The following is a 17,080-nucleotide window of genomic DNA, read 5'->3' on the forward strand; positions in this document are numbered from 1 at the left end:
GAAGGAAATCCCTACGCAAACGTTTTCTTTTTCTGTTAGAATTCGCCCCGAACTGGATGACAGGGCGTTAAATCGTGGGACACATATGGTCTGGATTGATTACGCCATCATTGCGGTGATTGGTTTTTCCTGTCTGGTTAGCCTGATCCGTGGCTTTGTTCGTGAAGCGTTATCGCTGGTGACCTGGGGTTGTGCTTTCTTTGTCGCCAGTCATTACTACACTTACCTGTCTGTCTGGTTCACGGGCTTTGAAGATGAACTGGTCCGAAATGGAATCGCTATCGCGGTGCTGTTTATCGCAACGCTGATTGTCGGCGCTATCGTGAATTACGTGATAGGTCAGCTGGTCGAGAAAACCGGTCTGTCAGGAACGGACAGGGTGCTCGGGATCTGTTTCGGGGCATTACGAGGCGTGCTGATTGTGGCCGCGATTCTGTTCTTCCTGGATACCTTCACCGGGTTCTCCAAAAGCGAAGACTGGCAGAAATCGCAGCTCATTCCAGAGTTCAGCTTCATCATCAGATGGTTCTTTGACTATCTGCAAAGCTCGTCGAGTTTTTTGCCCAGGGCATAAACCCTGAGATGTGGCTTAACGAGGAAAAGACGAATGTGCGGTATTGTCGGTATCGCCGGTTTCATGCCGGTAAACCAGTCGATTTATGACGCGTTAACGGTGCTTCAGCACCGTGGGCAGGATGCTGCGGGTATCATCACCATTGATGCAAACAACTGCTTCCGTTTACGTAAGGCGAATGGCCTGGTAAACGATGTGTTTGAAGCCCGCCATATGCAGCGTCTGCAAGGTAATATGGGGATCGGTCACGTTCGTTATCCTACTGCTGGCAGTTCCAGCGCCTCTGAGGCACAGCCTTTCTACGTCAACTCACCGTATGGCATCACCCTTGCTCATAACGGCAACCTGACCAACGCGCATGAACTGCGTAAAAAGCTGTTCGAAGAGAAACGTCGCCACATTAACACCACCTCTGATTCTGAAATCCTGCTCAATGTGTTCGCCAGTGAGCTGGATAACTTCCGTCACTATCCGCTGGAAGCAGACAACATTTTTGCCGCGATTGCCGCGACAAACCGTCAGATCCGCGGCGCGTACGCCTGCGTTGCGATGATCATCGGTCACGGTATGGTCGCCTTCCGCGATCCAAACGGCATTCGTCCGCTGGTGCTCGGCAAGCGCGACCTCGGCGATGGCCGTACTGAATATATGGTTGCCTCTGAGAGCGTGGCGCTGGACACCCTGGGCTTTGAATTCCTGCGCGACGTGGCGCCGGGCGAAGCGGTCTACATCACCGAGAAGGGCCAGCTGTTTACCCGCCAGTGTGCCGACAACCCGGTCAGCAACCCGTGCCTGTTTGAATACGTTTACTTTGCCCGTCCGGATTCGTTCATCGACAAGATTTCCGTCTACAGCGCGCGCGTCAATATGGGCACGAAGCTCGGCGAGAAGATTGCCCGCGAGTGGGACGATCTGGACATCGACGTGGTGATTCCTATCCCGGAAACCTCCTGCGATATCGCGCTGGAGATCGCCCGCATTCTGGACAAGCCATACCGTCAGGGCTTCGTGAAGAACCGCTACGTTGGCCGCACGTTTATCATGCCGGGTCAGCATCTGCGCCGTAAGTCCGTGCGTCGCAAGCTGAACGCCAACCGCGCGGAATTCCGCGATAAGAACGTTCTGCTGGTGGATGACTCCATTGTTCGTGGCACCACCTCTGAGCAGATTATCGAGATGGCCCGCGAAGCGGGTGCGAAGAAAGTCTATCTGGCCTCTGCTGCGCCGGAGATTCGCTTCCCGAACGTGTACGGTATTGATATGCCAACCGCCAACGAGCTGATCGCTCACGGCCGTGAAGTGGATGAAATTCGCCAGATCATCGGCGCTGATGGCCTGATTTTCCAGGACCTGAACGATCTCATCGACGCGGTACGTGCCGAGAATCCAGAAATTCAGCAGTTTGAATGCTCCGTGTTCAACGGTATTTACGTGACCAAGGACGTTGACCAGCAGTACCTCGACTATCTTGATTCGCTGCGCAACGACGACGCCAAAGCCGTCCAGCTGCAGAACGATCTTGAAAGCTTGGAGATGCACAACGAAGGTTGATGCTCTGGCAGGTGAGGGCGTATGCCCTCACTTGCAACTCCCCGGAAAATCCTGCACAGTCTGCCCTGAAATCAGTAAGGGCGAAAATCATGAAACGACTCATAGTTGGGCTCAGCGGCGCCAGCGGCGCGATTTACGGCGTACGTTTGTTACAGGTTCTGCGTAACGTGGTGGACGTCGAAACCCATCTGGTGATGAGCCAGGCGGCGCGGCAGACCCTCTCGCTGGAAACCGATCTCTCCCTGCGCGATGTTCAGGCGCTGGCGGATGTCGTTCACGATGCCCGTGATATCGCTGCCAGCATCTCCTCAGGCTCATTTAAAACAGCCGGCATGGTTATCCTGCCCTGTTCAATTAAAACGCTCTCCGGCATTGTGAATAGCTATACGGACACCCTGGTGACGCGCGCGGCGGATGTGGTGCTGAAGGAGCGGCGTCCTCTGGTGCTGTGCGTGCGGGAAACGCCGCTGCACCTGGGCCATCTGCGCTTAATGACGCAGGCTGCGGAGCTGGGCGCGGTCATCATGCCGCCGGTACCCGCGTTCTACCATCGCCCGCAAACGCTGGACGACGTCATCAATCAGACGGTTAACCGGGTGCTCGATCAGTTTGACATCGACCTGCCCGACGATCTCTTCACCCGCTGGCAGGGTGCCTGAATCTGTGCACAAACCAGGTGCATGAAAAGACAAGTTGCCCTGTTTCAGGGCAATTATGCAACGGCGATCATATCCTCGACATTTAATTCGTTTTTTCCCTTTTTCTCTCTCCGGTTCGTTCGGCAGACCTGCTATCTTTCACCATTAAGGCAATATCGCAACGTTTTATTAACATATTTAACGTCGAAGTTTTGACCAGACGGCAATGTGGCATAAGACCTGCAAGATGAAGCCTGCAACACAACACACAACACAATACATAATAAAATCACGGTACTTGAGGGTAAATGTATGAAGAAGACGGTTCTGGCTCTGTCTTTGCTCGTGGGGTTAAGTGCGGCAGCAGGTAGCTACGCAGCGCTTCCACAGACGGTACGTATCGGTACAGACGCAACCTACGCGCCATTCTCTTCCAAGGATGCGAAAGGCGATTTCGTGGGGTTTGATATCGATCTGGGTAATGAAATGTGCAAGCGTATTGCGGTGAAATGCACATGGGTGGGCAGCGACTTTGACGCGTTAATTCCGTCGCTGAAAGCCAAGAAAATCGACGCCATTATCTCTTCTCTCTCCATCACCGAAAAACGCCAGCAGGAGATTGCCTTCTCTGACAAGCTCTACGCCGCGGATTCTCGCCTGATTGCCCCTAAAGGCTCCCCGATTAAGCCCAACATCGACTCGCTGAAAGGCAAACACGTCGGCGTGCTTCAGGGTTCGACGCAGGAAGGCTATGCCAATGCTAACTGGCGTGAGAAGGGCGTAGACGTGGTGGCTTATCAGAACCAGGATCTGATTTACTCTGACCTGGCGGCAGGCCGTCTGGATGCGGCATTCCAGGATGAAGTCGCCGCGAGCGAAGGCTTCCTGAAGCAGCCTGCGGGCAAAGAATTCGCGTTTGCAGGCCCGTCGGTGAAAGACAAAAAGTACTTTGGTGACGGCACCGGGATTGGCCTGCGTAAGGATGATACCGAGCTGAAAGCCGCCTTTGACAAAGCCTTTGCGGAGCTGCGTAAAGACGGTACTTACGACAAACTGGCGAAGAAATACTTCGACTTCAACGTATACGGTGAATAACACCTGGCGGTAACGCACCGTTACGGTGCGTTACGGGAGCGGTTGACCCAATACGGTGCATGTGTTGCACCGTATTGGATCGCTTTGTGCATACTTACGCATTTATAATGCAAAAATTCCCGCCTGAAAGGCATTAATCTTTGCCTGACTGAGGGGATTAATGGCACATTAGCACCACCCCGTCGTCGTAAAAATCCCGTATGAAGACAGTTTGTTGAGGACAAATATGAAAAAACTCGTGTTGTCATTATCACTGGTACTGGCCTTTTCCAGCGCCACCGCGGCATTCGCAGCTATTCCGCAGAAAATTCGCATTGGTACCGACCCTACCTATGCGCCGTTCGAATCGAAGAATTCAAAGGGTGAACTGGTCGGTTTTGACATCGATCTGGCCAATGAGCTGTGCAAACGCATCAAAGCACAGTGTACCTACGTTGAGAACCCGCTGGATGCGCTGATCCCTTCCCTGAAAGCGAAAAAAATCGACGTGATCATGTCCTCCCTCTCCATCACCGAAAAACGCCAGCAGGAGATTGCCTTCACCGACAAACTCTACGCGGCCGATTCACGTCTGGTGGTGGCGAAATCGTCTGACATTCAGCCAACGCTGGAGTCGCTGAAGGGCAAACGCGTGGGCGTGCTGCAGGGCACTACTCAGGAAACCTACGGTAACGAACACTGGGCACCGAAGGGGATTGAAATTGTCTCCTATCAGGGCCAGGAAAATATCTACGCTGACCTGACGGCAGGCCGAATTGATGCCGCATTCCAGGATGAAGTCGCGGCTAGCGAAGGCTTCCTGAAAACGCCGGTGGGTAAAGATTACAAGTTTGGCGGCCCGTCCATTAAGGATGTGAAGTTGTTTGGTGTGGGCACCGGTATGGGCCTGCGCAAAGAAGACAACGAACTGCGTGAGGCGCTGAACAAAGCGTTCGCTGAAATGCGCGCTGACGGCACCTACGACAAGCTGGCGAAAAAGTACTTTGATTTTAATGTTTACGGCGGCTAATCGCCCCGTCATATAACGTGCGGCCCCTCCCACGGCGGGAGGGGAAAAGACACGGTTCCACCACTCACGATACGACAGGGCTCGCGGTATGCTGTACGGATTTTCTGGCGTTATTTTACAGGGCGCGCTTGTCACCCTTGAGCTGGCTATCAGCTCCGTGGTGCTGGCGGTGCTGATAGGACTGGCAGGCGCAGGGGCGAAGCTTTCGGCTAACAAACCGCTGGCGCTGATCTTTGAAGGCTACACCACGCTTATTCGCGGCGTTCCCGATCTGGTGCTGATGCTGCTTATCTTTTACGGTCTGCAGATTGCGCTGAACAGCGTGACGGACGCGATGGGCATGGGACAAATTGATATCGACCCAATGGTGGCCGGTATTATTACCCTCGGTTTTATCTACGGCGCCTACTTCACCGAAACCTTCCGCGGTGCTTACATGGCCGTGCCGAAAGGTCACATTGAGGCGGCAACCGCATTTGGTTTTACCTCATCACAAACGTTTCGTCGGATTATGTTCCCGGCCATGATGCGTTATGCGCTCCCGGGCATCGGCAACAACTGGCAGGTTATCCTCAAAGCGACAGCGCTGGTCTCGCTGCTCGGTCTGGAAGACGTCGTGAAAGCGACTCAACTGGCGGGCAAGAGTACCTGGGAGCCGTTCTACTTTGCGGTGGTCTGTGGCGTGATTTATCTGGTCTTTACGACCGTCTCCAATGGTGTGCTGCTTCTGCTCGAGCGTCGCTACTCCGTGGGTGTGAAGAGGGCTGACCTGTGATTGAGATTATTCAGGAATACTGGAAATCGCTGCTGTGGACGGATGGCTACCGCTTTACCGGCGTGGCGATTACGCTCTGGCTGCTGATCTCCTCCGTGGTAATGGGCGGAATTCTGGCGGTGTTTCTCGCCATTGGCCGCGTGTCGAACAATAAATTTATCCAGTTCCCGATCTGGCTCTTCACCTACGTGTTTCGCGGTACGCCGCTGTACGTGCAGCTGCTGGTGTTCTACTCGGGGATGTACACGCTTGAGATCGTAAAAGGCACTGAGATGCTGAATGCGTTCTTCCGCAGCGGTCTGAACTGTACGGTGCTGGCGTTGACGCTCAACACCTGCGCCTACACCACCGAGATTTTCGCGGGGGCAATTCGCTCTGTCCCTTACGGTGAGATTGAAGCCGCGCGGGCCTACGGCTTCTCGTCGGTGAAACTGTACCGCTGCATCATTCTGCCGTCGGCCTTGCGTATCGCGTTACCGGCGTACAGTAATGAGGTGATTTTGATGCTGCACTCGACCGCGCTTGCCTTTACCGCGACGGTGCCGGATCTGCTTAAAATCGCGCGCGATATTAACTCCGCGACCTATCAGCCGTTTACCGCATTTGGCATTGCGGCGGTGCTCTATTTAATTATCTCTTATGTTCTGATTAGCCTGTTCCGTAAGGCTGAAAAACGCTGGTTGCAGCATATAAAACCTTCTTCGACGCACTGAGAAAGATGATGGCTGAGAACAAATTAAACGTTATTGATTTGCACAAACGCTACGGCGAACATGAAGTGCTGAAAGGGGTGTCGCTGCAGGCTAACGCGGGCGACGTGATCAGTATCATCGGCTCATCCGGCTCGGGTAAAAGTACCTTCCTGCGCTGCATTAACTTCCTGGAAAAGCCGAGCGAAGGCTCGATTGTGGTGAGCGGGCAGAACATCAACCTGGTGCGTGACAAAGACGGTCAGCTGAAGGTGGCCGATAAGCACCAGCTGCGTCTGCTGCGTACGCGTCTGACGATGGTGTTCCAGCATTTTAACCTCTGGAGCCACATGACGGTGCTGGAGAACGTGATGGAAGCGCCGGTTCAGGTGCTTGGCCTGAGCAAGCATGAAGCCCGCGAGCGCGCGGTGAAATACCTGGCAAAAGTGGGCATCGACGAGCGCCAGCAAATGAAATACCCGGTGCATCTCTCCGGCGGTCAGCAGCAGCGTGTCTCCATTGCGCGCGCGCTGGCGATGGAGCCCGAGGTGCTGCTGTTCGACGAACCGACCTCCGCGCTCGACCCGGAACTCGTTGGCGAAGTGCTGCGCATCATGCAGAAGCTGGCTGAAGAGGGCAAAACGATGGTGGTGGTGACGCACGAGATGGGCTTCGCCCGTAACGTCTCGAACCACGTGATTTTCCTGCACCAGGGGAAAATTGAAGAGCAGGGACACCCGGACGAGGTGCTGGCGAACCCGCAAAGTCCGCGTTTGCAGCAGTTCCTTAAAGGCTCCCTGAAGTAAGAGGGCATCAGACCGTAGTGCAGGCCAATCGCCCGGTGGCGCTTCGCTTACCGGGCCTACAAAACCGTAGGCCGGGCAAACGCAGTGCCGCCCGGCATTCAGGCCGCACGACACTCCAGCCGGTACACCCAGTCGTCATAGCGCACGCCGTCAATCTCATACGCCTTTTCCAGCACCTGCATACGCACAAACCCGGCTTTCTCCAGCACCCGCACCGAACCGCCGTTGTCCGCCAGCACGTACGCGTTAATCGCCTTCACGCCAGTCTGGTTGAACGCGTAATCACACACCGCGCGCAGCGCCTCGCTGGCGATACCTTTCCCCTGCGCGGCAGGCACAACCGTATAACCGATATCCGCCTCTTCACGATTCTCTGCGCTGATTTGCAGGCCGATATCGCCCAGCGGCGTATCATCATCCCGGGCGCGAATGACAAACACATGAGCAGCAGCGAGTCGCGCGGCAAACACGCGTCGGGTCTCTTTTTCCGGGGCGATGGCGGCCATATAGCGCATGATGGCGCGATCTTCACGCAGCGAGCGGAAGAAGGCCCAGTCAGTGGGTTCGAAAGGGGTGAGGTGAAGTCGGGGTGTGGTGATGGTTGCCATTGTGACGCCATATCTTCGGAAAATGGCCTGTCACTGTACCATATTCACCGCACCACATCCCCCAGCGCCTCTTCTAATTCATACCAGCGGAACGCAAACCCGGCCGCTTCCAGTCGTTTTGGCAGCGCTCTCTGTCCGCCTAATACCAGAACAGACGCTTCACCCATCAGCAGACGAATGACCGTGGCAGGCACGCGCAAAATTGCCGGACGGTGCAGGGCATGCCCCAGCGCGTGAGCAAACTGTTCATTACGCACCGGATACGGCGCAACCATATTGAACGGCCCGCGCAGATCGTTATCCAGTAGCCAGAGAATCCCGTTGACCATATCGTCGATATGGATCCAGGCCATATACTGACGGCCATTACCAATGGGGCCCCCGAGTCCGAGCCTGAAAGGGGGAAGCATCTTCGCCAGGATGCCGCCTTTCGGCGCCAGAACGACACCGGTCCGCAGCAGGCAGACGCGGGTTCGATCGCTTTGCGCCGCACTGGCGATACGCTCCCACTGGGCACAGAGTTTGTGGGTAAACTCGTTATGGGGCGGCTCTTCCTCGGTCACCACCACCTCGCCAAGATCGCCGTAGTAGCCCACGGCGGAACCCGAAATCAGCACGGAAGGCGGCGTGTGGCTGTTGCGGATCAGCTCGACCAGCTTTTCGGTGATGTTCCACCGGCTGCTGCATAACAGCTGTTTTTGCTCTTCCGTCCAGCGCTTATCGGCGATGGGTTCACCCGCGAGGTTAATGACGGCGTCGAAGCCGTCCAGATTTTGCTGATCGGCCAGATTTTTCCAGATATCGACACCCGCCCCCAGCACCTGACGCGCTTTCTCCGGGCTGCGCGTGACCACGGTAATGTCGTGATGCAAGGCCTGCAGACGCGCAATGAGGTGACGACCAATCAGGCCTGTACCGCCGGTCAGCAAAATCTTCATACAACCTCCAGGTTTACGCCTGGCGCCGCCAGCTTAACGTCATGGAGACGGAATCGGCGTAGCGCAGGGCGTGAAGTTTATCGATCTCAACTTCAGCATAAGTGACCCAGTGATGTTCGCGTGCGATATCGAGCACATCCTGAGTTAATTTTTCCAGCAGAGAGAAGCGGTTATTCTCCACAAACTGGATAATGTTCTTGGTGATTGTGCGGTAGTTCAGCGCGTCATTGATATCTTCGCTGGCGCGCGCTTTGTCTGCGGGATAGTGAATCACCACGTTAATGACAATATCCTGACGGTTGGCGATCTCTTCCTCTTTGATACCGATAAAGGTACGCAGGCGTAAATTTTTTATACGAATAATGGCGTCTGGCTGTGACATTGCAGGTCTTCTCCGTGTCAGTATTTCCTGCTCATAATACATGAGTGCCTCACAGGCACCCAGCCTCATACCGGGTTAAATTTGCTGGATTTTTTGCATCGCCCGCTCGGTCGCCGGGCGGGTCCGGATGCGCTCGAACCAGTTGTTTACCGCCGGGTAAGAGGCCAGGTCAATTCGGTGTTTTTCATGCGTATTCACCCATGGCCAGCAGGCGATATCGGCAATACTGTAATGATCGCCCCCGAGCCACGGCGTTTTCATCAGCCGACGGTTCAGAACGTCATAGAGCCGCTGCGTCTCGACCTGATAGCGTTCTATCGCGTAAGGAATGGGTTGCGGGGCGTAAGCGGTAAAGTGATGATTTTGACCCAGCATGGGGCCCAGCCCGCTCGCCTGCCAGAAAAGCCACTGCAGGGTATGGTGACGCTCACGCAGCTCGCCGCTCAGCAGCTTGCCGGTTTTCTCTGCCAGATAGAGCAAAATTTCACCGGATTCAAACAGGCTCAACGGTCTGCCCCCGTCCGCTGGCTGGTTATCAATAATGGCCGGGATTTTATTATTCGGCGAGATAGCCAGAAAAAGAGGGCTGAACTGTTCGCCTTTGCTGATATCCACGCGAATGATCCTGTAATCCAGCTCGGCTTCTTCAAGAAAGAGGGTGATCTTATGGCCGTTTGGGGTAGGGGCGTAATAAAGGTCGATCATTCTCAACTCCTGTCCATGCGAAGAGTGGTGCCATGACAAAAGAGTATAGGTGGTTGTTGTAAATCGTGAGTTTTCATCAAGTGACAGCGAGGCAAAGAGATTATATGTTGAATAAAAACCGATCAGCCTATGAGGATGTTATGAACCAGCCCGTCATCACGTTGTGGTCCGATGCGAACTTCTTTTCCCCCTATGTTATGAGCGTATACGTTGCGCTGGCCGAAAAAGGGCTCACCTTTACGCTGAAGACCGTTGATCTTGACGGTGGTGAGCATCTTAAACCGCACTGGCAGGGCTACGATCTGACCCGACGCGTGCCGGTGCTGGAGATTGATGGATTTGCCCTGAGCGAATCGTCGGCGATCGATGAGTATCTGGAAGATCGGTTCGCCCCCCCGGAGTGGGAACGTATCTATCCTCACGATCTGCAAAAGCGCGCCCGGGCGCGGCAGATCCAGGCGTGGCTGCGAAGCGATCTGGTGCCGATTCGCGTCGAACGCTCCACGGACGTTGTGTTTGCCGGGGTGAAAAAGCCAGCCCTCAGCGCAGAAGGTGCAGAAAGCGCGCAGAAGCTGATTGAAACCGCCACCTCGCTGCTCGCCCATGGCAACCCAAACCTGTTTGGCGAGTGGTGCATTGCCGATGCCGATCTGGCGTTGATGTTAAACCGCCTGATCCTCAACGGTGATGAGGTGCCGCAGCTGCTGGTGGATTATGCCGCGTTCCAGTGGCAGCGTGCCTCCGTGCAGCGCTATGTGGCACTCTCGGCTAAGCGCGTGGGCTGATAAGCCCTGCCGCTTCAGGTATCATGGGGGCAGTCTGTTTTCCCGAGGAGTGACTGATGAAACTGATGTTTGCGTCGGATATCCATGGATCGCTGCCCGCTACCGAGCGTGTCCTTTCCCTGTTTGCACAAAGCGGTGCGCAGTGGCTGATTATTTTGGGCGACGTGTTGAATCACGGCCCGCGCAACGCGCTGCCGGAGGGCTATGCCCCTGCGCAGGTCGCGGAAAAACTCAACCAGTCCGCCTCGCGCATCATTGCCGTTCGCGGCAACTGCGACAGCGAAGTGGACCAGATGCTGCTGCATTTCCCTCTTACCGCACCGTGGCAACAGGTGCTGCTTGAACAACACCGCCTGTTCCTGACCCACGGACATCTTTTCAGCCCGGATAATCTTCCGGCCCTCGCGGCTGGCGATGTCCTGGTTTACGGTCATACTCATATTCCGGTTGCGGAAAAACGCGGTGAGATTTATCACTTTAATCCGGGCTCGGTCAGCATCCCAAAAGGCGGGTATCCTGCGAGCTACGGCATGCTGGAAGGAAATACCCTGAGCGTTATCGCACTTAATGATCAGCAAGTTATTGCGCAGGTAGCGATTAATCCGTAAGTTACACCTCAACTGCAAACGCGCCGAAAGAGCGCTTAGAAGAGAAGGTTTCCCGATGGTGGAGCAGAGTCATTTGGCAAGTACAGAGTGGGTTGACATTGTCAACGAAGAGAATGAAGTGATCGCGCAGGCCAGCCGCGAGCAAATGCGTGCGGAGCGCCTGCGTCACCGTGCGACATATATCGTTGTGCATGACGGTATGGGTAAAATTCTGGTTCAGCGCCGCACGGACACGAAAGATTTTCTCCCGGGTATGCTGGATGCGACTGCAGGTGGCGTCGTCCAGGCGGATGAAGTGCTGCTGGATTCCGCGCGTCGTGAAGCGGAAGAAGAGTTAGGCATTGCCGGTGTGCCGTTTGCCGAGCACGGGCAGTTCTACTTCGAGGATGAACACTGTCGCGTCTGGGGCGGGCTGTTTAGCTGCGTCTCTCACGGCCCGTTCGCCCTGCAGGAAGAAGAAGTCAGCGAAGTGAACTGGATGACGCCGGAGGAGATTACCGCGCGCTGCGACGAGTTCACGCCGGATTCGTTAAAAGCGCTGGCGCTCTGGATGAGCCGCAACGCCAATAACGAATCGACCAAATCAGAGAAAGAGGAAGAGGCTGAGTAAGCTTCAGCAACTCTCTCTCAGACACAGACTGGACGCGATGGGCTTTTGATCGCGCCAGTCTCCGCCATTCAGGCGCTCCAGTAACGCTTTCCCGGCTTCAATTCCAATCTTACGATGCGGCACCGCCATGGTCGTCAGCGGCGGCTGACAGACGCGGCTCACGTCGCTATCGCCAAAACCTACCACCGCCAGATCGTCCGGCACTTTGATTCGCCTGCGCTGGCACTCGTACAGCGCGCCACAGGCCAGCTCGTCAGAGACGCACACCAGCGCATCCAGCTCCGGCCAGGCCAGCAGGAACTCGGGCAGTTGCGCCGCGCCGGTCGAGAAGCTCGGCGGCATCGCCGCGTTAATGACCCGGTTCGGCGACATATGGTGGCGAAGCATGGCTTTGTACCAGCCCTGCAGATGCTGCTGGAAAATCCACTGCTCCTGATTGGCACACAGTAGGCCAATATTTTGATAGCCGCGCTTAATGACCATCTCCGTGAGCTCATACATGGCCGCCACGTTATCAATCCCGATATTCATATCAATCGGATCGGCGCGCATGGCGCCCATCTCCATCACCGGAATTGAGGCGTTTTTCAGCCAGTGGCGAACGGTGTCGGTATGTTCAACGCTGAGCAGGATAGCGGCGGCAATGTTCGACGCCAGCAGCGTCTCCAGCAGTTTCTCCTCCTGCTCAAGACGATGCTGGGACTCAGCCAGCATGATCTGATACCCGGCAGGTTGCAGCACCTGCTGTAGCCCGGCGAACATCTCAGAGCAGCCTGCTTCGGAGAGGTTGGGCACCACCATGGCTATCGTCCATGACGACGCCGAGGCCAGGGCACTGGCGGCAAGATTAGGCATATAACCCAGTTCCTGCACGGCAGCTTCAATTTTTTCTCGTAGTTTATCGGAAACCTGTTCGGGCGTGCGAAGCGCACGGGACACGGTCATCGTGCCCACACCGGCAAGCTGTGCGACATCGGCGAGTGTCACTTTACCAGTACTGCGCCGTTTTCGGGTTAGAGACATACACCTTCCTGCTGACCAGACGCGTTCTTATTTTCCTTCGTTTCACGTGACAGGCAGTATACGCCTTAAATCCCTTTTTTTGCTGTGATTTAGCAACGTGATTGCAATTTGATAGCGCTATCACATTTCTGCATGATAACCATTGGTAGCGCTATCTTTGTGATCGCGATCGCAGTCAATCAGTGATGCGTTGAATAAAGTTTGCTCATCTTAAGCGTGTCGCGGGAGTGAAAAGTGCTCAAAAAATGGATATATGATACAACCATCACGCTGCAGGAGAGCGTGGAAAACTGGCCGCAGGCGCTGGAGCTGTGTGCGAAGCCGCTGCTGGATTTGCAGGTGATTGAGCCTGAATACGTCACGGCCATCATCCAGCAGCACCACACGTTAGGACCTTATTATGTGCTGGCACCAGGGCTGGCGATGCCGCATGCGCGGCCGGAGGAAGGCGCCAAAGGACTGGGGTTGTCGTTATTAAAACTAAAACAGGGCGTCTCGTTTGGTGCCGGTGAGTTTGACCCTGTCGACGTCATTATTATGCTCGCGGCACCCGACAAAAATAGCCATATCGAGATGATCTCGTCGCTGGCAGAGTTATTTTCCAGCGATACCGATATGGCCGAACTGCATCAGGTGAATACCCTGGAGGAAATTAAAACGATTATTAACCGCTTCTGATTTAATTCTTTAATCCGGTTTTTCACAACATTACGCGTCAGCGTGATGGGGCGTACTCTACTCAAAATAAGGGGACAACAATGAAAATCATGGCTATTTGCGGTTCTGGCCTGGGCAGTAGTTTTATGGTCGAAATGAATATTAAAAAGGTGCTCAAAAAGCTGGAGATTGAAGCTGAGGTTGAACACTCCGATCTCTCCTCAGCCACGCCGGGCGCGGCCGATCTGTTCGTGATGGCAAAAGACATTGCCGCCAGCGCCAGCGTGCCGGAAAGCCAGCTGGTGGTGATCAACAACATCATCGACATCAACGAACTTGAAGCGCAGCTGCGCGGCTGGTTCGAAAGACAATAACCCTGATAAGGCGAGGTGGATATGTTTATCCTTGAAACGCTGAATTTCGTTGTTGATATTTTAAAAGTCCCTTCGGTGCTGGTGGGTTTAATTGCGTTAATCGGTCTGGTTGCGCAGAAAAAAGCGTTTTCAGACGTGGTGAAAGGGACCATTAAAACCATCCTGGGCTTTATTGTACTGGGCGGCGGCGCCACGGTGCTGGTCGGGTCATTAAATCCCTTAGGCGGTATGTTTGAACACGCCTTTACTATCCAGGGGATTATTCCAAACAATGAAGCGATCGTGTCCATTGCACTGGAAAAATACGGTGCAGCGACCGCGCTGATTATGGCCTTCGGGATGGTGGCGAATATTATCGTCGCCCGCTTTACCCGCCTGAAGTATATCTTCCTGACCGGACACCACACGTTTTATATGGCGTGCATGATTGGCGTGATCCTGACGGTGGCGGGCTTTGAGGGCGTGGGGCTGGTCTTTACCGGGTCGCTGATCCTTGGCCTGATCATGGCTTTCTTCCCGGCGATTGCTCAGCGCTACATGAAGCGCATTACCGGCAACGATGAGATTGCCTTCGGCCACTTTGGCACGCTGGGCTACGTGCTGTCCGGCTGGATTGGCAGCAAGGTCGGCAAAGGATCCCGCTCAACGGAAGAGATGAACCTGCCGAAGAACCTGAGCTTCCTGCGCGACAGCTCGATCTCCATCTCCCTGACCATGATGATTATCTACCTGATCATGGCGGTGAGCGCCGGGCGCGAGTACGTCGAAGCCACCTTCAGCGCCGGGCAGAACTACCTCGTCTACGCCATCATCATGGCGATCACCTTCGCGGCGGGGGTGTTCATCATTCTGCAGGGCGTACGCCTGATTCTGGCGGAAATCGTTCCAGCCTTTACCGGCTTCTCGGAAAAACTGGTGCCGAACGCGCGTCCTGCGCTGGACTGCCCGGTGGTGTACCCCTATGCGCCTAACGCGGTGCTGATTGGCTTCCTGTTCAGCTTCCTCGGCGGGATTGTGGGGTTGTTCATCTGCGGTCAGTTTAGCTGGGTGCTGATCCTCCCGGGCGTGGTGCCGCACTTCTTCACCGGCGCAACGGCGGGCGTGTTCGGTAACGCCACCGGCGGACGTCGTGGTGCAATGATTGGCGCCTTTGCCAACGGCCTGCTGATTACCTTCCTGCCAGTCCTGCTGCTGCCGGTACTGGGCGCCATTGGCTTTGCCAACACCACCTTCTCTGACGCCGACTTCGGCGCGGTCGGGATTGTCCTCGGCAACCTGGCGCGCTTCCTGTCGCCGCTGGCCATCACCGGGCTGGTCGTGGCGCTGTTCGCGCTGCTGGTGGCGTACAACGTCTTCGCGAAAAACAAACCTGCGGGCGGTAACGCGCAGGAAAACACCGGAGCCAAATCATGAATGAGAAAGAGATAACCGAACTCGCGCGTCAGATTCGTCTTGAGACGCTGAAATCCCTGACGCAGCTGGGCTTTGGCCACTACGGGGGCAGCATGTCGGTGGTAGAAACCCTGGCCGTGCTGTACGGCGCGGTGATGAAAATCGACCCGGCGGATCCGGACTGGCCGGAGCGAGACTACTTTGTCCTGTCGAAAGGCCATGCGGGCCCGGCGCTCTACAGTACCCTGGCGATCAAGGGCTACTTCCCGACAGAAGAGCTGAGTACCCTCAACCAGAACGGCACGCGCCTGCCCAGCCACCCGGACCGCCTAAAAACGCGCGGCGTGGACGCCACTACCGGTTCGCTGGGGCAGGGGATTTCCATCGCGGGCGGCATGGCGCTGTCGCACAGGCTGGCCGGGCGACCGAATCGGGTCTTCTGCATCGTCGGCGACGGCGAGCTGAACGAAGGGCAGTGCTGGGAGGCGTTCCAGTTTATTGCCCACCATCGCCTGAACAACCTGACGGTATTTGTCGACTGGAACAAACAGCAGCTCGACGGCGAGCTGGACGAGATCATCAGCGCGTTTGACCTGGAGGGCAAATTCCGCGCCTTTGGCTTTGACGTGGTGACGGTGAAGGGGGACGACATTCCGGGTCTGCTGGCAGTGACATCGCGCATCCCGACAGCCGATGCGCGTCCGTTAGTCGTCATCCTCGACAGCATCAAAGGCCAGGGGGTGCCGTATCTGGAGCAGCTCAGCAACTCACACCATCTGCGATTGACCGCGGAGAGCAAAGCCGCCCTCAACGAGACGATTCGCCAACTGGAGGCTTCACATGATTAAGGTTGCACCGGCAGGACAGAAAGACGCCGTTGAGATGCGTAAAGTTTACGCTGGCTTCGTGGCAAAACAGATTGAGGCCGGAAGTGACATCATTGCGCTCGAAGCAGACCTGATGAGCTCGATGGCAATGGACGGCGTGGCGCGCGATTATCCGCAGCACGTGATTAACTGCGGCATTATGGAAGCTAACGTCATCGGCACGGCAGCCGGGCTGTCGCTTACCGGACGCAAGCCGTTCGTTCACACCTTCACCGCCTTTGCCAGCCGCCGCTGTTTTGACCAGCTGTTTATGTCCCTGGACTATCAGCGCAACAACGTGAAAGTGATAGCGTCGGATGCGGGTGTGACGGCCTGCCACAACGGCGGAACGCATATGTCGTTTGAGGATATGGGCATCGTACGCGGTCTGGCGCACTCGGTGGTGCTGGAAGTCACTGATGCGGTGATGTTTGAGGACGTGCTGCGCCAGCTTATCGATCTTGACGGCTTCTACTGGGTGCGGACCATCCGTAAGCAGGCGCCGAGCGTGTATGCCCCGGGCTCCACCTTCACCATCGGAAAAGGCAACGTGCTGCGCGAGGGGAGTGATATCACTCTGATTGCCAACGGCATCATGGTGTCGGAAGCGCTGGAAGCCGCGCGCCAGCTTGAGCAGGAGGGTGTCAGCGCGGCGGTCATCGACATGTTTACCCTGAAACCCATCGACCGGATGCTGGTGAAAAACTACGCCGAGAAAACCGGGCGCATCGTGACCTGTGAAAACCACAGCATTCACAACGGGCTGGGGTCGGCGGTGGCGGAAGTGCTGGTGGAAACCTGCCCGGTGCCGATGCGGCGGGTGGGCGTCAAGGAGCGTTACGGCCAGGTGGGAACGCAGGATTTCCTGCAGAAAGAGTATGGCCTGACGGCTCATGACATTGTATCGGCGGCGCGCGAGCTGCTGTAAATAAAAAAGGCGACCGGTTAAGTGGTCGCCTTTTTGTTGCCCGGTGGCGCTTGCGCTTACCGGGCCT

The 17,080-nt window shown here is 55.7% G+C and carries 21 protein-coding genes; 16 read left to right on the forward strand and 5 right to left on the reverse strand.

Annotation, left to right across the window (positions count from 1 at the left end; all coding sequences use genetic code 11):
* Positions 1 to 85: 85 nt before the first annotated feature.
* The 8 genes from cvpA (at position 86) to hisP (ending at position 7,137) form a co-directional block, all read left to right on the forward strand.
* Positions 86 to 574 (forward strand): colicin V production protein, encoded by a 489-nt coding sequence (gene cvpA, locus BFG58_RS19950; protein WP_000262116.1) that lies wholly within the window; start codon positions 86 to 88, stop codon positions 572 to 574.
* Between the two features lie 33 nt (positions 575 to 607).
* The gene (gene purF / locus BFG58_RS19955; protein ID WP_021241570.1) at positions 608 to 2,125 is read left to right on the forward strand and encodes an amidophosphoribosyltransferase; all 1,518 of its coding nucleotides are present in this window, start codon (positions 608 to 610) and stop codon (positions 2,123 to 2,125) included.
* 89 nt (positions 2,126 to 2,214) lie between these two features.
* Positions 2,215 to 2,784 carry a UbiX family flavin prenyltransferase gene (locus BFG58_RS19960; RefSeq protein ID WP_045908736.1) on the forward strand — a complete coding sequence of 190 codons (570 nt, stop codon included), beginning with the start codon at positions 2,215 to 2,217 and terminating at the stop codon, positions 2,782 to 2,784.
* 291 nt (positions 2,785 to 3,075) lie between these two features.
* Entirely contained in the window at positions 3,076 to 3,858 is a 783-nt protein-coding gene (gene argT, locus BFG58_RS19965) for a lysine/arginine/ornithine ABC transporter substrate-binding protein ArgT (RefSeq protein ID WP_069720440.1), read from the forward strand.
* 226 nt (positions 3,859 to 4,084) lie between these two features.
* On the forward strand, positions 4,085 to 4,867 hold the full coding sequence (gene hisJ, locus BFG58_RS19970; protein ID WP_008502592.1) for a histidine ABC transporter substrate-binding protein HisJ: 783 nt from the start codon (positions 4,085 to 4,087) through the stop codon (positions 4,865 to 4,867).
* Positions 4,868 to 4,955: 88 nt separating this feature from the next.
* Positions 4,956 to 5,642: a histidine ABC transporter permease HisQ gene (locus BFG58_RS19975; protein ID WP_014832782.1), complete on the forward strand. Its 687-nt coding sequence runs from the start codon at positions 4,956 to 4,958 to the stop codon at positions 5,640 to 5,642.
* A complete protein-coding gene (locus BFG58_RS19980) occupies positions 5,639 to 6,355 on the forward strand; it encodes an ABC transporter permease (RefSeq protein ID WP_008502590.1) in 717 nt (238 codons plus the stop codon). The genes BFG58_RS19975 and BFG58_RS19980 overlap by 4 nt, the downstream gene beginning before the upstream one ends.
* 8 nt (positions 6,356 to 6,363) lie before the next feature.
* The gene (hisP, locus tag BFG58_RS19985; RefSeq protein WP_045908735.1) at positions 6,364 to 7,137 is read left to right on the forward strand and encodes a histidine ABC transporter ATP-binding protein HisP; all 774 of its coding nucleotides are present in this window, start codon (positions 6,364 to 6,366) and stop codon (positions 7,135 to 7,137) included.
* A gap of 98 nt (positions 7,138 to 7,235) precedes the next feature.
* Here hisP and BFG58_RS19990 read toward each other — a convergent pair whose 3' ends face one another.
* From BFG58_RS19990 to yfcG, 4 genes are all read right to left on the reverse strand, one after another.
* On the reverse strand, positions 7,236 to 7,745 hold the full coding sequence (locus BFG58_RS19990) for a GNAT family N-acetyltransferase (protein WP_048029674.1): 510 nt from the start codon (positions 7,743 to 7,745) through the stop codon (positions 7,236 to 7,238).
* A 44-nt stretch (positions 7,746 to 7,789) separates the two neighbouring features.
* Complete coding sequence (locus tag BFG58_RS19995; RefSeq protein WP_045908733.1) at positions 7,790 to 8,683, reverse strand: TIGR01777 family oxidoreductase; 894 nt, start codon at positions 8,681 to 8,683, stop codon at positions 7,790 to 7,792.
* Between the two features lie 13 nt (positions 8,684 to 8,696).
* Positions 8,697 to 9,065 carry a dihydroneopterin triphosphate 2'-epimerase gene (folX, locus tag BFG58_RS20000; RefSeq protein ID WP_023616057.1) on the reverse strand — a complete coding sequence of 123 codons (369 nt, stop codon included), beginning with the start codon at positions 9,063 to 9,065 and terminating at the stop codon, positions 8,697 to 8,699.
* 75 nt (positions 9,066 to 9,140) lie between these two features.
* Complete coding sequence (gene yfcG / locus BFG58_RS20005; RefSeq protein WP_048029675.1) at positions 9,141 to 9,770, reverse strand: GSH-dependent disulfide bond oxidoreductase; 630 nt, start codon at positions 9,768 to 9,770, stop codon at positions 9,141 to 9,143.
* A 140-nt stretch (positions 9,771 to 9,910) separates the two neighbouring features.
* Here yfcG and yfcF point away from each other — a divergent pair, with 140 nt between their 5' ends.
* The 3 genes from yfcF to yfcD are packed head-to-tail and all read left to right on the forward strand — an operon-like array spanning position 9,911 to position 11,773.
* Positions 9,911 to 10,555, forward strand: coding sequence for a glutathione transferase (gene yfcF / locus BFG58_RS20010; RefSeq protein ID WP_069720441.1), 645 nt, complete (start codon positions 9,911 to 9,913; stop codon positions 10,553 to 10,555).
* A 56-nt stretch (positions 10,556 to 10,611) separates the two neighbouring features.
* Complete coding sequence (gene yfcE / locus BFG58_RS20015) at positions 10,612 to 11,163, forward strand: phosphodiesterase (RefSeq protein WP_048029677.1); 552 nt, start codon at positions 10,612 to 10,614, stop codon at positions 11,161 to 11,163.
* Positions 11,164 to 11,218: 55 nt separating this feature from the next.
* Entirely contained in the window at positions 11,219 to 11,773 is a 555-nt protein-coding gene (gene yfcD / locus BFG58_RS20020) for an NUDIX hydrolase YfcD (protein ID WP_025757169.1), read from the forward strand.
* A 3-nt stretch (positions 11,774 to 11,776) separates the two neighbouring features.
* On the opposite strand, the gene BFG58_RS20025 is transcribed toward yfcD, so the two are convergent.
* Positions 11,777 to 12,796 (reverse strand): LacI family DNA-binding transcriptional regulator, encoded by a 1,020-nt coding sequence (locus tag BFG58_RS20025; protein WP_024908958.1) that lies wholly within the window; start codon positions 12,794 to 12,796, stop codon positions 11,777 to 11,779.
* Between the two features lie 234 nt (positions 12,797 to 13,030).
* Here BFG58_RS20025 and BFG58_RS20030 point away from each other — a divergent pair, with 234 nt between their 5' ends.
* The 5 genes from BFG58_RS20030 to BFG58_RS20050 all read left to right on the forward strand — a co-directional run bounded on the left by BFG58_RS20030 (position 13,031) and on the right by BFG58_RS20050 (position 17,013).
* Positions 13,031 to 13,474 (forward strand): PTS sugar transporter subunit IIA, encoded by a 444-nt coding sequence (locus BFG58_RS20030; protein WP_069720442.1) that lies wholly within the window; start codon positions 13,031 to 13,033, stop codon positions 13,472 to 13,474.
* An 80-nt stretch (positions 13,475 to 13,554) separates the two neighbouring features.
* Positions 13,555 to 13,827, forward strand: coding sequence for a PTS sugar transporter subunit IIB (locus tag BFG58_RS20035; protein WP_024908960.1), 273 nt, complete (start codon positions 13,555 to 13,557; stop codon positions 13,825 to 13,827).
* 21 nt (positions 13,828 to 13,848) lie between these two features.
* Positions 13,849 to 15,240 carry a PTS ascorbate transporter subunit IIC gene (locus BFG58_RS20040; RefSeq protein ID WP_023617386.1) on the forward strand — a complete coding sequence of 464 codons (1,392 nt, stop codon included), beginning with the start codon at positions 13,849 to 13,851 and terminating at the stop codon, positions 15,238 to 15,240.
* Positions 15,237 to 16,067 (forward strand): transketolase, encoded by an 831-nt coding sequence (locus BFG58_RS20045; RefSeq protein WP_069720443.1) that lies wholly within the window; start codon positions 15,237 to 15,239, stop codon positions 16,065 to 16,067. Before BFG58_RS20040 ends, BFG58_RS20045 begins: the two co-directional genes overlap by 4 nt.
* Entirely contained in the window at positions 16,060 to 17,013 is a 954-nt protein-coding gene (locus BFG58_RS20050) for a transketolase family protein (RefSeq protein ID WP_045908729.1), read from the forward strand. Before BFG58_RS20045 ends, BFG58_RS20050 begins: the two co-directional genes overlap by 8 nt.
* Positions 17,014 to 17,080 lie beyond the last annotated feature (67 nt).

The organism is Enterobacter sp. ku-bf2 (assembly GCF_001742765.1).
Taxonomy (GTDB): domain Bacteria; phylum Pseudomonadota; class Gammaproteobacteria; order Enterobacterales; family Enterobacteriaceae; genus Enterobacter; species Enterobacter quasiroggenkampii.

Bases quoted from the DNA above. Each gene is read 5' to 3' on its own strand.
- BFG58_RS19990 (WP_048029674.1), bottom strand. From the start codon at position 7,745: ATGGCAACCATCACCACACCCCGACTTCACCTCACCCCTTTCGAACCC.
- BFG58_RS19995 (WP_045908733.1), bottom strand. From the start codon at position 8,683: ATGAAGATTTTGCTGACCGGCGGTACAGGCCTGATTGGTCGTCACCTC.
- folX (WP_023616057.1), bottom strand. From the start codon at position 9,065: ATGTCACAGCCAGACGCCATTATTCGTATAAAAAATTTACGCCTGCGT.
- hisP (WP_045908735.1), top strand. From the start codon at position 6,364: ATGGCTGAGAACAAATTAAACGTTATTGATTTGCACAAACGCTACGGC.
- BFG58_RS20025 (WP_024908958.1), bottom strand. From the start codon at position 12,796: ATGTCTCTAACCCGAAAACGGCGCAGTACTGGTAAAGTGACACTCGCC.
- yfcD (WP_025757169.1), top strand. From the start codon at position 11,219: ATGGTGGAGCAGAGTCATTTGGCAAGTACAGAGTGGGTTGACATTGTC.
- hisJ (WP_008502592.1), top strand. From the start codon at position 4,085: ATGAAAAAACTCGTGTTGTCATTATCACTGGTACTGGCCTTTTCCAGC.
- BFG58_RS19975 (WP_014832782.1), top strand. From the start codon at position 4,956: ATGCTGTACGGATTTTCTGGCGTTATTTTACAGGGCGCGCTTGTCACC.
- BFG58_RS19960 (WP_045908736.1), top strand. From the start codon at position 2,215: ATGAAACGACTCATAGTTGGGCTCAGCGGCGCCAGCGGCGCGATTTAC.
- BFG58_RS20035 (WP_024908960.1), top strand. From the start codon at position 13,555: ATGAAAATCATGGCTATTTGCGGTTCTGGCCTGGGCAGTAGTTTTATG.
- yfcF (WP_069720441.1), top strand. From the start codon at position 9,911: ATGAACCAGCCCGTCATCACGTTGTGGTCCGATGCGAACTTCTTTTCC.
- cvpA (WP_000262116.1), top strand. From the start codon at position 86: ATGGTCTGGATTGATTACGCCATCATTGCGGTGATTGGTTTTTCCTGT.
- BFG58_RS20050 (WP_045908729.1), top strand. From the start codon at position 16,060: ATGATTAAGGTTGCACCGGCAGGACAGAAAGACGCCGTTGAGATGCGT.
- yfcE (WP_048029677.1), top strand. From the start codon at position 10,612: ATGAAACTGATGTTTGCGTCGGATATCCATGGATCGCTGCCCGCTACC.
- argT (WP_069720440.1), top strand. From the start codon at position 3,076: ATGAAGAAGACGGTTCTGGCTCTGTCTTTGCTCGTGGGGTTAAGTGCG.
- purF (WP_021241570.1), top strand. From the start codon at position 608: ATGTGCGGTATTGTCGGTATCGCCGGTTTCATGCCGGTAAACCAGTCG.
- yfcG (WP_048029675.1), bottom strand. From the start codon at position 9,770: ATGATCGACCTTTATTACGCCCCTACCCCAAACGGCCATAAGATCACC.
- BFG58_RS20040 (WP_023617386.1), top strand. From the start codon at position 13,849: ATGTTTATCCTTGAAACGCTGAATTTCGTTGTTGATATTTTAAAAGTC.
- BFG58_RS20045 (WP_069720443.1), top strand. From the start codon at position 15,237: ATGAATGAGAAAGAGATAACCGAACTCGCGCGTCAGATTCGTCTTGAG.